Source organism: Acinetobacter sp. YH12043, from assembly GCF_013419915.1.
Lineage (GTDB): Bacteria > Pseudomonadota > Gammaproteobacteria > Pseudomonadales > Moraxellaceae > Acinetobacter.
This window is the reverse complement of the sequence record NZ_VOZD01000004.1, coordinates 48,006-60,553: the sequence shown is the minus strand read 5'-3', so window position 1 is coordinate 60,553 and position 12,548 is coordinate 48,006. Positions and strand designations below refer to the sequence as shown.

Genomic DNA, 12,548 nt, shown 5'->3' with positions numbered 1-12,548 from the left:
TTCCGCATATGATTGGCGCATTGATGCTCGACATCGCAGGCACTACCCTTACTCAAGAAGATATTGAACTCTTGGGTGCACCACAAGTCGGTGGTGTGATTTTATTCGGTCGCAATATTGAATCTCCTGCCCAAGTCCGCGCTTTGACTGATCATATGCGTCAGGTCCGTCCAGATATTCTGATTGCGGTGGATCAGGAAGGTGGCCGGGTACAGCGCCTGAAACAGGGCTTTACCCTGCTGCCTGCCATGGGCAAATTTGGTGAGCTTTATCAGACGGATCGTGAAAAAGCGCTGGAACTGGCCGAGAAATGTGGCTGGTTGATGGCGACTGAAGTACTGGCTGTCGGAATTGACTTCAGTTTTGCGCCTATACTGGATCTGAATGATATTAGTGATGTGATTGGCGACCGTAGCTTTGCCAGAAATATTCAGGATATTATTCCACTAGCTAGTGCTTTTCTGAAAGGTATGAAGCGTGCTGGCATGGCTTCGACCGGTAAGCATTTCCCGGGACATGGTTCGGTTAAGGCCGATTCGCATGTGGCCGCTGCCATTGATATGCGCAGCTATGAAGAAATCCAGCAAAAGGATATGCAGACTTTTATCCAGTTACAATCCCAACTGGATGCGCTTATGCCTGCCCATGTTATCTATAGTCAGGTTGATCCAAATCCAGCCGGTTTTTCAGAATTCTGGATTCAGAAAGTGTTACGTCAAGAACTTGGATTCGACGGCGTACTGTTCTCGGATGATTTAAGCATGCAGGCTGCCTGTGTGGCTGGTGGTGCCGATGCCCGTATTCAGGCGGCATTGAAAGCAGGTTGTGATATGGGGTTAGTCTGCAATGATCGCGCAGCACAGTGTATCGCACTTGAAGGCATTCAGGAGCTACCGCTGCCAAATCAGCAGCGTCTGGAACGCATGCGCGGAAAAATTGCAGAGATTCAGATCGGCACTGAACTGAATCTTGGAGATGAGTGGTGCCAGATCCGTGATGAAATCAGCCAGTTTAGAGATCAGGTTCTGTAATTTTTAAATGATCTGAATACGACAAAGGAACACGACAAGGTGTTCCTTTTTTATTATCATGTTGAAAAGACTGCTATATTGATGAGCAGCATTGAATTAAAACAACAATAAGGTCAGGACGACATGACAGAATCTCTTTCACAACACCGCCATATTTCTTTTACTGCACATTATACTGGCTATATCTGGTACAAAATGGGGATTTCACATCCGGTATTTGCCACCTCTAAAGGTAAATTCCTTGCCAAACTGGTTCATCCATTGGAGTCATGGGCTGAGCGTCATGTAGGTGGCAGTATGCGCACCACCCTGAAACAGCGTCATCAAATGATTGACGAACACTTAGGTCAGTTAATTAGTGAATATCCTCAATTACAGGTACTGGAAATTGCCAGTGGCTTATCCCCACGCAGCTGGAATTTTAGACAGAAATTTCCCGGGATTAATTATCGGGAATTGGATCTGCCCGATATGGCCAGGATCAAAACCAATGCTTTGCAGCAGATTGATCAGGATGCCCCGGAAGTATTGAGTGCCGATATTTTTAGTGCAGAACTGGCGAATATTTTTAAAGTCTTTGACCCGCAGCAACCTCTCGTTATTATTAGTGAAGGCCTGATCAATTACTTTGATCAAAAAATGCTGTTTACCTTACTCAAAGGTATTAACGAATATGGTCAAGGTTTCAGTGAAGTGCATTATCTCAGTGATATTTACCCTGAACCGGTCAAAAACAGACTGGCAAGCTTTATCTGGGCCTGTAGTCGTCTGCTAAAATTTATCTCACGCAGTGCATTCACCTTTCATTTTAAATCGCCCCAAGAACTACAGCAGTTTTTTCAGCAAGCTGGGTTTATGCGGGTGGAGGTCGAACAGCCACAACGTTATTTTGCAGAACCTCGACAGCAGAGTCCTCATTATGAACAGGATGAACATTTGGGCGATTTAGTCTGGATGATTCATGCGGTGAAAAAAAACAGCGTTTAATTACGCTGTTTTTTTATGAATTCTATTGTTTTAGATGACTGCATCGAATACTTCAGCCTGTTGAATTGCTTTCTCTTTCTGGACAAAACGTAATAAACGCTCTGCTACATCAAAACTGCCATGCTTGAACAAAGCACGTAACTGAGTGCCATCATGCTCGAAGATTAAACATTCGATCTTAAACTCCCCTTCTTCATCTTCCAAATGTAAAGCCAGATCACGTGGATATGCGGCTGCCTGATCGGTTAATCCAGGTTCCAATTCCAGCAACACCCCAAAGAAATTCATATCGATAATTTCTGCCTTGAATACCAGATCAGAATGACGATGACTTAAATAACGCTGTGGATCCTGAACCGTAATCCGCTCTTCCCCACGTCGTTCGATCTGCTGCATCTGTTCACGGGTGAACGGGATAATACCTTCGAGTTGATCAACCGGCTCATCACGCAGGAAAGTTGCAAATAGATGCATGGTTTCTTTACGGCGCTGTAACTGAGGCACATGATCTGCAGAAGCAATCTGCACATACTGCATATTTGGACATTGCAGGGCAAAATTGGCATTTTCATGCGGCAAGGTAAAGCTGTCATACTGCCCGCAAGCCACCAAAACTTTGCATTGAGGAATCGGTACATTGGTCAGTCTTAAAAGACGGTTACAGTTGATGTCATAGCGGTCCTGTTCTGTCGCTGTAAACTCGGACATCTGCTTAAAGAACAGCCGTTTTGCTGTTGGTGACATGCGGGTTTCCTTTAAACGTGCATGATTGACCAGATACAGAATCACCGCTTGGCCAAATTCGTCCATGCGCTGTTCTTTCATTAAATGTAGAGATTCTTCCAGCAGCATGCGCCAGCTTTTGCGGGTTTTCTGCATTACACCCATCAAAATCATACGGTCTACCAGTTCAGGACGCTGATCTGCCAGGCAGGAAGCCACCACTGAACCTAAAGACATTCCCAGAATAGCCACCTTAGGCAGTTGCATCTGCTCCAGCCATTGGCCTAGCATCGCTGCCAGATCTTCCAGTTCAAGTGTTCCTGCAGATAAGCCGGTATCAACGTTAGTAATTTGCTGGTTGGCCCCCATGGAAGGTAAATCAATTAAAATAATAGGTCCCGCATCAAATAACTGTTCTACACAATATTTGTAAGAATTAAAGTTCTGAAAAGCTCCCCCAATAATCACCATTGGGCGCATATGCAAAGTATCAGGACGCGCAATGGCCATATACTCGATTTTCCAGCCATCGATCCATGTCGTACGTGCTGGTTGCTTGAAACTGTGCTTATCATAAAGATCAAAAAAACCGTAATGGCTATGTTGGTCCAATGCCTGGGCATCCATCTGGATAATGGAATTCATATTCCTTTCCTCCGTCCTTGCCTTATTTTTATTGTGCAAGTCATTATTTACAGATCTTATGCTTCAGGATTATTCCGATTATCCTGAACACGCATCCTGCGCTGTAGTAATTATATCAATGACATCTATGTCGCTACATTTCATTCTATACAGAGCGGCTTTTCACAAGCAACTGATTCGACAACCACTTATCTGCTTTTAAAGATAAAACAATTTCAAAATGTTTAGAAACAGTGAAAAGCTTATGATTTTTAAGTGATGGGCTTCATTGTCCGGCATCAGACTGTTAATATCAAAGTGAAATTTCTAAGTGATTGAACCGCTATGCAAGAGTCTATTGAACAATATATGCAAACGGTAGGACAGCAGGCACGCCAGGCTTCTCGCATTTTGGCTCGTGCGTCTACCCAAACTAAAAACAGCGCATTGTCAGCAATTTATACCGCTTTAGAAAACAGTCAAGCTGCTATTCTGGCTGCTAACCAGATTGATATGAATAAAGCTCACCAGAACAATCTGGATAGTGCCCTGCTTGATCGCTTAGAACTCAACCCCGCACGCTTTAAAGGTATGTTACAGGGCCTGAAAGATGTGATCAGCCTGAAAGATCCAATTGGTGAAATCACTGATATGGCTTACCGTCCTACAGGGATTCAGCTTGGCAAGATGCGTGTGCCTTTGGGCGTAGTGGGCATGATTTATGAATCACGTCCGAATGTAACTCTGGAAGCTGCTTCACTGGCATTAAAATCTGGAAATGCGATTATTCTGCGTGGCGGTTCAGAAGCTCTGGAATCTAACCAGGCCATTGCAACTGCCATCCAGCATGGCTTAAAAGTGGCAAGTTTACCTGAAGCATCAGTTCAGGTGATTAATACGACTGACCGTGCTGCAGTTGGCCAGCTGATTACTCTGACTGAATATGTCGATGTGATCGTACCGCGTGGTGGTAAAGGCTTAATTGAACGCATTACTGAAGAGGCACGTGTGCCTGTGATTAAACATCTGGACGGGAATTGCCATGTCTATGTCGAAGCACAGGCTGATCTGCTCAAAGCCCTGCCAATTGCTTTAAATGCCAAAACCCATCGTTATGGCGTATGTAATGCCATGGAAACTTTGCTGGTTGATGAGAAAGTGGCTGAAGATTTCCTGCCTCGAATTGCTGAGCTGTATCAGGAAAAACAGGTGGAACTTCGTGGTTGTCGTGAAACCCAGCGTATCTTGGGCAATCAGGTAGTCGCAGCGACAGAAGAAGACTGGTACACCGAATATCTGGGTCCGATTCTGGCAGTTAAAATCGTATCGGGTGTTGAGGAAGCCATTGAACATATCAATAAATATGGCTCGCATCATACTGATTCAATTATTACTGAGAATTACAGCATCGCTCGTGAATTTTTAGCTGGTGTAGATTCGAGTTCAGTAATGATCAATGCCTCTACCCGCTTTGCCGATGGTTTTGAATATGGCTTAGGGGCGGAAATCGGTATTTCGACGGATAAGATTCATGCCCGCGGCCCGGTTGGCCTAGAAGGCCTGACTTCTCAGAAATGGGTAGTCTTCGGTGATGGTCAGATTCGCCAGTAAATAGATAATAAAATCAGCCTTGTTCGCAAGGCTGATTTTTTATGCATTAGATGAATAAAAGATATGTTCAAGTAAATATGCAGCCTTTATAAAATTGCATATAATTTCTTCATATCCATACCTAAAAGGTAGAATAAATAAACATTATTTTTAAGAAATATAAGTTACAGTTTAATAGATCATTTTTTAGCAGTATTTTATTTATAAATGAAAACTATGAACTGATAAATTTTAATTATTATTGTCGCTATGGTCGATAATGCTTAAGTCTAATCGGCTAAAGTCTATCTAGGACAGTAAAAAAACCCATGTTAAAACATGATCACAGACCTATCTTGTGTCGCTTTTGCCAGCAGACAGGTCAACGAAATGGATGAGAATTTTAATTAGAATCGGGTAAACAATCGTGTCTAAATCAGTATTAGTTATTAATTGTGGCTCTTCTTCAATCAAGTTTGCCCTATTGCTTGAAGAACAGAATTTCCGTATTCACGGCTTAGCTGAAAACTTAGGCACAGAAAATGCCCGTATTAAAGGTGTGACTGTCGGTAATGAACCCGTCGATATTCATATTCCTTTTGCAGATCATAAAAAAGCGTTAGAAGTAGGTTTAGAGCGTCTGGCAAACTATAAGCCGGATGCGATCGGTCACCGTGTGGTACATGGTGGCAGTCTGACCAAAGCTGAACTGATTACTGACGAGATTATTGAAAAAATTCGCGAAGCAACTCCACTTGCGCCTTTACACAACCCGGCTCACCTGATCGGGATCGAAGCGACTAAACGTTTATTCCCAGACTTGCCACAAGTCGCAGTATTTGATACTGCTTTCCATCAAACCATGCCGGCACATGCTTACCGTTATGCGCTGCCTAAATTCCTTTATACTGAATATGGCGTACGTCGTTATGGTTTCCATGGTACCAGCCATGCTTATGTGTCCGATCGCGGTTCTGAACTGGCTGGTAGCTTTAAGCAAGGTGGCTGGTTAACAGCACATCTCGGTAATGGTAGTTCGACCTGTGCGGTATGGAATGGCCAAAGTGTAGATACCTCAATGGGTCTGACGCCACTTGAAGGTGTGGTGATGGGGACCCGTAGTGGTGATGTCGATCCAAGTTTGCATAGCTTCCTGGCTGCAAACCTAGGCTGGGATGTATATAAAATTGACAAGATGCTCAACAAAGAAAGTGGCTTGCTTGGTTTGTCTGACAACCTGTCTAATGACATGCGTACCCTGATTGAAGCCTCAGAACAAGGTAGTGAAGATGCGACTCTTGCGATTGAAGTATTCTGCTACCGTCTGGCGAAATCTTTAGCTGCTTTAAGCTGTGGTCTGCCACGTATTGATGGTCTGTTCTTTACCGGTGGTATTGGTGAAAACTCGGCGTATATCCGTGAAAAAACCATGGCTTATTTACCACATTTCGGTTTCAACCTGGATAAAGACGCTAATAGCAGTTTGAAACGCGGTACAGAAGGTCGGATCGATAACGGTACAGGCCCACAAATCTGGGTAGTTCCGACTGATGAAGAAGGCCGAATCGCGAAAGAAACTCATTCTGTGGTAGAGAATGAAGTGGAGCAAGCCACTGCAAAAAAGTCTGAACCTGAAGCTGCGCTTGCATAAGCAAGCCCGGTTCCCTTTTACCTAATTTCTATTATTGCGCGACTGATATTACTATGAAAACGATTTTATTGGTGCCGACCGGGGAAGGCGTCGGCTTAACTTCAGCCTGTTTAGGTTTGGTATATGCTTTAGAATGCCAAGGGGTAAAAGCAGGTTTTGTGAAACCTTTTTCACAGGAAAAAAGTCAGGAAACAGATCGCACTACAGCACTCTATCGTCATTTATCCCAAAGTGAAACCGTTGAACCGATTGCTTATGAAAGTCTGATTCAGCGCTTTAATCTGGGTGAAACAGATGAATTGCTTGAAGATGCAGTACGCCTGCATCGTGAGATTGCCAAAAATCACGACCTGATTATTGTTGAAGGTTTGGTACCAAATAGCCGCGATACCTTTGCGCCAAGCTTTAATGCGGCATTGGCGCAGGCACTCGATGCCAAAGTCATCATTGTCAGCAATGCTGATATCAACCAGCCTGAAGTGGCAGCTGAAAAAGTTGAAAGCCAATTACGTTATCTGGGTGGATCCTCTTCTACCCGTATGGCTGGCGTATTGTTTATGCGCACCAAAGGCCTACCGGAAGATTCTGCACAGATCCCGGTGACTATTGATCCTGGTTTACGCCTGATTAGTGATACCAACAAATTTATAGCAGCTATTCAGAAAACTCATGCCCATATTGGGTCTGAAAAGCTTCCAGTCATTGGTCTGGTTCCATTCAGTAATACTTTAAGTGTGCCACGTATTTCTGACCTGGCAGCGCATATTTCAGCAGACTGGGTGAACTTGGGTGAAGCAAAACAGCGCCGTGTCTTACACAGCAGTTTAATTGCGTCCAACATTGAACATGAATTGCATAAATTTGTAGCTGGCGAACTGATTATTAGTGCATCAGACCGTATTGATGTCTTGCTGGCAAGTAGCTTGGCGAGCAGCAATGGCATTCCATTGGCAGGTCTGGTACTGACTGAACATTATGAGCCAAATTCGGCTGTACTGGAGTTCTGCCAGACAGCGATTAAACATGGTCTGCCTATTCTGCATACGCCACTTAGCACTTTTGAAACTGCCCAAAGTCTGGCCAATTTAAGCAATGAAATTCCATGTGATGATACTGAACGTGCTGAACAGGTCACTCGTTTTGTGTCCAGTCATTTAAATGAAGAATGGATTGCACAGCTAATCAATGGTTCTTACAAGCCACGTCTGTCTCCTTCTGCATTCCGTCATGAACTGGTACAAAAATCGATTACTGCGAAAAAACGTATTGTGCTTCCGGAAGGTGATGAGCCACGTACCATTCAGGCGGCTGCGATCTGTCAATCTCGTGGGATTGCGCACTGTATCTTGCTGGCAAAACCGGAAGAAGTGGTGGAAGTTGCTAAAGCACGCAATATTGAATTACCGCACGATCTTGAAATTATTGATCCAGACCTGATTCGCGAGAATTATGTGGAAAAAATGGTTGAACTGCGTAAAGGCAAAATCAATGAATTGCAGGCGCGTGAACAGCTACAGGATACTGTGGTACTCGGCACCATGATGCTGGCACTTGATCAAGTGGATGGTCTGGTTTCTGGTGCAGTACATACGACTGCCAATACCGTTCGTCCTGCTTTCCAGTTGATCAAGACAGCACCTGAATATTCACTGGTTTCTTCTGTGTTCTTTATGCTGCTGCCAGATGAGGTCTATGTTTATGGTGACTGTGCGATTAATCCAGATCCGGATGCTGAACAACTGGCTGAAATTGCAATTCAGTCTGCTGACTCTGCAAAAGCCTTTGGCATTGATCCACGTATTGCCATGATTTCTTACTCTACCGGGACTTCAGGCACAGGTGCAGACGTAGAAAAAGTGGCGAAAGCGACTGAGATTGCGAAACAGCGTCGTCCTGATCTGTTGATTGATGGTCCACTGCAATACGATGCCGCTTCAGTTGAAAGTGTAGGGCGTCAGAAAGCACCAGATTCACAAGTCGCTGGTCGTGCCAATGTGTTTATCTTCCCTGATCTAAATACTGGTAACACCACTTATAAAGCGGTACAACGTGCGGCAAATGTCGTGAGTGTCGGTCCGATGCTGCAAGGCTTGAACAAGCCGGTGAATGACCTGTCACGTGGTGCGCTGGTCGATGACATTGTATTTACTATAGCCTTAACTGCGATTCAGGCAGATCAGCAAGCTAGTTAATTTTCTTTACTTACTCTACAACCATCCGGTCAAAAGATCGGGTGGTTTTTTTATTGATCTATTTATAAGTTTTCTCAGTAATCATTAGGCGTTCTATCATCTACAGATCGTCTAGCTCAAAAAATTATGCAGCTTCGTAATCCGCGCTATGAGTAAATAAAACTAAAATAAAAAGATTGATGATACAAAATAAATGCCAGCCGAACAGGCTGGCATTTACCACTTTAACAGATCAGAGTGCCTATTTAAGCTTGCATCCAGTTTGACTATTTAAGCCAAACCAGAACAAGTCAGGCAACGATCATGCTTATACCGTGGTCCATTCTTTGTGCACATCTTCTGCTGTTTTATTCAAGATCACGCTGTCATCTTTCACTTCGCTTACCCAGCTGACCGGAATCAGATGATGCTCATTATTCTCGTCATCACTTCTTGTCAATTTAATCTTGTCCTGACCTTCTAAATGATCCACTTTACCAACTTGAGTACCATCTGAAGCAATTACTGAAGCATGTTCTTTGATGTCATTTGTATTAAAGTTACTCATTCCAATTGCCCTATTTATAGAAGTTGAGAGACCTCAGTCTAAGCCCTAAAAAATTGGCTGTGTGTAAGGGTTTTCAGGCTTTGGGTTTTTCTGGGTTAATAATGTAATGAAGAAAAATAACTGTGTCACAGGCGTGTTGTGGCAAGGCCAAGATGATTGAAATATTGTTTTTTTATTAAGGTAATTTGAAGATTTGAAGATTTGAAGATTTGAAGATTTGAAGATTTGAAGATTTGAAGATTTGAAGATTTGAAGATTTGAAGATTTGAAGATTTGAAGATTTGAAGATAGGCTAATTTTTTAGCTCTTAAAATGTAAAAAAGAAGATAAAGCTTAAGCTTGATCTTCTTTCTGGCCGTAGAACCAAGTAGCAGCGATATAAAGACTAAAAGCAATTACCATCAATACACTAGTCAGGGTCATAAAGAAAACTCATCATTCATTTGATAAGCGCATTATGTAAAAGTTTTATGACAGTTATATGACAATGATGAAATTTTCATAATTTTAATTAATTAATAAAAATCATATATTTAGAATATATTTAATTATATTCCAATAAATTTTAAGCTGAAATATGACAGTAAATATGACAAATACCTGTCATTTTTAACCAATCTTTCAGCCAAAGTAATTTTCCTTATTGCTTAAACTATAAACTTTTGGCCAATGTCCCTGCAAAACGCCCACAACCGGATTCATTTGTCTTATAATTTAGCCCGCTAGCTAACAGCCCGCTCAAGAGATATTTGTATGACAACTATTATCAAGCAAGATGACTTGATCACATCGGTTAAAGATGCGCTTCAGTTCATTTCTTACTATCATCCACAAGACTTCATCCAAGCGATGAGCCGTGCGTACGACCGTGAAGAGAACAAAGCTGCGAAAGATGCGATCGCGCAAATCTTAATTAACTCACGCATGTGTGCAGAAGGCCACCGCCCTATCTGCCAGGATACTGGTATCGTCAACGTATTTGTTGAAGTGGGCATGGACGTTAAATTTGATTTAACCATGAGCCTGGACGATGCGATCAACGAAGGTGTACGTCAAGGTTATCTTGAAAACTCTAACGTACTTCGTGCATCTGTACTGGCTGACCCTGCTTTTGGCCGTAAGAACACCAAAGACAACACGCCTGCTGTGATCTATCACAAACTTGTTCCAGGTAACAAAGTAGACATCACTGTTGCTGCTAAGGGTGGCGGTTCAGAAAACAAATCTAAACTGGCAATGTTGAACCCGTCTGACTCAATCGTGGACTGGGTATTAAAAACTGTTCCAACTATGGGTGCAGGCTGGTGTCCTCCTGGTATGCTGGGTATCGGTATTGGTGGTACTGCTGAAAAAGCCATGATGCTTGCAAAAGAAGCATTGATGGAAGAGATCAACATGGACGAATTGCTTCGTCGTGGCCCACAAAACAAACTTGAAGAACTTCGTATCGAAATCTTCGAGAAAGTAAACGCATTGGGCATTGGTGCTCAAGGTCTTGGTGGTTTAACCACTGTTCTAGACATCAAGATCAAAGATTACCCTTGTCACGCTGCGGGCAAACCAGTCGGCATGATCCCGAACTGTGCTGCAACCCGTCACGCACACTTCACACTTGATGGTTCAGGCGTTGCGCATATTCAAGCACCAAGCCTTGAAGACTACCCATCAGTCACTTGGGATTCTTCATCTTCTAAACGTGTTGACCTAGACAACATCACTCAAGAAGAAATGAACTCTTGGAAACCAGGTGATACGCTGCTTCTAAACGGTACAATCTATACTGGCCGTGATGCTGCACACAAACGTATGGTAGACATGCTGAACAACGGTGAAGAACTCCCTGTTGATCTAAAAGGCAAATTCATCTACTACGTAGGTCCTGTTGATCCAGTGGGTGACGAAGTTGTAGGTCCTGCAGGTCCAACAACTGCAACTCGTATGGATAAATTCACTCGTCAGGTATTAGAAGCAACTGGTCTTTATGGCATGATCGGTAAAGCGGACCGTGGTCCTGCTGCTGTTGAAGCAATTAAAGACAACAAAGCGACTTACCTCATGGCGGTTGGTGGTGCTGCATACCTCGTATCTAAAGCAATCCGTGAAGCTGAAGTGGTTGCATTTGCTGATTTGGGCATGGAAGCGATCTACAAGTTTGTAGTGAAAGATATGCCTGTATCTGTAGCAGTTGACGTAAATGGTACATCTGTACACGCGACTGCTCCAAAAATCTGGCAAGCAAAAATTGGCAAAATTCCAGTAGTTGACGCTGCTGCGGGTTAATTTAAGCTATATAAAAAAGCACCCTTAATGGGTGCTTTTTTATTGGAATTTTAAAATTAATTACCAGGTTCTTGGATCCCAGAGTTTAAACGGTGTGGTTAACTGTACATCTGTAGATGGATCATATTCAGTTGCCTTAATTTTCTGAGCTTTCTTGCGGATTTTCCCAGTTTCCTGATCCTGTGCAAAAAAGTTAAAACTGTCCGATTTTAACTGGGTAAAAGCAATTTCATTGAGGCCCACACTGCTCGGCATCAGCATCAGAGGTCCCGGAACACTACGACGGGTGCTTAGATTTTCTTCATCATACTTAATAAAATAGGATTGACCCGCTTCTACGGTAAAGTCCAGATATTTAGGTTTCTGGAAGTGCAAAGCACCTAAAGGACGGCTGGTACTCAAGCGATAAGTGCCTGCAGGTAACTCAATCCAGTAATGATGATTATGCAATAAACTCGGAATACGATGCTGATTGATAAATAGGCTGGCAGCGACAATTTCCTGACGGTTCCATTTGGAATCCGGGCGGTATAAATAAACAATTGCTGCATCCTCATGCTGAGGTTTAACTGCCTGAAAATGATTGCCCTGTTTCTGGTTGACCCAGCCGCCAATTGTAAACATCCCCACCCGATGCTGTTCGACGAAGCCTGGTTTTTTTTCAAGATCAATATTTTTTAAAGTGCTGAGTGGCTGTGTAGGCTCAACTACGGCTTTTTTACCGTGACAACCCATCAGCGCCAAACTGCCGATGAGCACCATTGCGACTCCACGCATGCTTATCCCTCACTGCGTCTTTATTCTTGTATGCAAGTGCTTTGCGATATATTTTTATAGCTTTCGGCGTCCACGCCTAGATGTTGAGATTAGCATCTGCTTTTATCTTTTGGAAATAAAAAACGTGCGAAAACACGGGGTTTTCG

General features: G+C 43.2%; 9 protein-coding genes. 6 read left to right on the top strand and 3 right to left on the bottom strand.

Annotated features, from left to right (window positions below; all coding sequences use genetic code 11):
- Positions 1-8: 8 nt before the first annotated feature.
- Complete coding sequence (gene nagZ, locus FTU01_RS03095; protein WP_180032094.1) at positions 9-1,031, top strand: beta-N-acetylhexosaminidase; 1,023 nt, start codon at positions 9-11, stop codon at positions 1,029-1,031.
- Positions 1,032-1,154: 123 nt separating this feature from the next.
- Positions 1,155-2,018 (top strand): class I SAM-dependent methyltransferase, encoded by an 864-nt coding sequence (locus FTU01_RS03090; RefSeq protein WP_180138100.1) that lies wholly within the window; start codon positions 1,155-1,157, stop codon positions 2,016-2,018.
- Between the two features lie 30 nt (positions 2,019-2,048).
- On the opposite strand, the gene FTU01_RS03085 is transcribed toward FTU01_RS03090, so the two are convergent.
- The gene (locus FTU01_RS03085; RefSeq protein ID WP_166136318.1) at positions 2,049-3,386 is read right to left on the bottom strand and encodes an alpha/beta fold hydrolase; all 1,338 of its coding nucleotides are present in this window, start codon (positions 3,384-3,386) and stop codon (positions 2,049-2,051) included.
- 324 nt (positions 3,387-3,710) lie between these two features.
- Between FTU01_RS03085 and FTU01_RS03080 the strand changes: the two genes are divergently transcribed.
- From FTU01_RS03080 to pta, 3 genes are all read left to right on the top strand, one after another.
- Entirely contained in the window at positions 3,711-4,976 is a 1,266-nt protein-coding gene (locus tag FTU01_RS03080) for a glutamate-5-semialdehyde dehydrogenase (protein WP_180010888.1), read from the top strand.
- 406 nt (positions 4,977-5,382) lie between these two features.
- Positions 5,383-6,606, top strand: coding sequence for an acetate/propionate family kinase (locus tag FTU01_RS03075; protein ID WP_166136315.1), 1,224 nt, complete (start codon positions 5,383-5,385; stop codon positions 6,604-6,606).
- 53 nt (positions 6,607-6,659) lie between these two features.
- A complete protein-coding gene (gene pta, locus FTU01_RS03070) occupies positions 6,660-8,798 on the top strand; it encodes a phosphate acetyltransferase (protein ID WP_180138098.1) in 2,139 nt (712 codons plus the stop codon).
- A 307-nt stretch (positions 8,799-9,105) separates the two neighbouring features.
- Here pta and FTU01_RS03065 read toward each other — a convergent pair whose 3' ends face one another.
- Positions 9,106-9,345 carry a DUF2171 domain-containing protein gene (locus tag FTU01_RS03065; protein WP_166136309.1) on the bottom strand — a complete coding sequence of 80 codons (240 nt, stop codon included), beginning with the start codon at positions 9,343-9,345 and terminating at the stop codon, positions 9,106-9,108.
- Positions 9,346-10,098: 753 nt separating this feature from the next.
- On the opposite strand from FTU01_RS03065, the gene FTU01_RS03060 reads away from it, so the two are divergent.
- Complete coding sequence (locus FTU01_RS03060) at positions 10,099-11,625, top strand: fumarate hydratase (RefSeq protein WP_005232211.1); 1,527 nt, start codon at positions 10,099-10,101, stop codon at positions 11,623-11,625.
- Positions 11,626-11,685: 60 nt separating this feature from the next.
- Here the strand turns inward: FTU01_RS03060 and FTU01_RS03055 are convergent, their stop codons facing one another.
- Positions 11,686-12,402, bottom strand: coding sequence for a DUF2846 domain-containing protein (locus FTU01_RS03055; RefSeq protein ID WP_004781989.1), 717 nt, complete (start codon positions 12,400-12,402; stop codon positions 11,686-11,688).
- Positions 12,403-12,548 lie beyond the last annotated feature (146 nt).

Excerpts from the sequence above, each read along its gene's own strand:
- FTU01_RS03080 (WP_180010888.1), top strand. The coding sequence starts at position 3,711 with ATGCAAGAGTCTATTGAACAATATATGCAAACGGTAGGACAGCAGGCA.
- nagZ (WP_180032094.1), top strand. The coding sequence starts at position 9 with ATGATTGGCGCATTGATGCTCGACATCGCAGGCACTACCCTTACTCAA.
- FTU01_RS03060 (WP_005232211.1), top strand. The coding sequence starts at position 10,099 with ATGACAACTATTATCAAGCAAGATGACTTGATCACATCGGTTAAAGAT.
- pta (WP_180138098.1), top strand. The coding sequence starts at position 6,660 with ATGAAAACGATTTTATTGGTGCCGACCGGGGAAGGCGTCGGCTTAACT.
- FTU01_RS03090 (WP_180138100.1), top strand. The coding sequence starts at position 1,155 with ATGACAGAATCTCTTTCACAACACCGCCATATTTCTTTTACTGCACAT.
- FTU01_RS03085 (WP_166136318.1), bottom strand. The coding sequence starts at position 3,386 with ATGAATTCCATTATCCAGATGGATGCCCAGGCATTGGACCAACATAGC.
- FTU01_RS03055 (WP_004781989.1), bottom strand. The coding sequence starts at position 12,402 with ATGCGTGGAGTCGCAATGGTGCTCATCGGCAGTTTGGCGCTGATGGGT.
- FTU01_RS03065 (WP_166136309.1), bottom strand. The coding sequence starts at position 9,345 with ATGAGTAACTTTAATACAAATGACATCAAAGAACATGCTTCAGTAATT.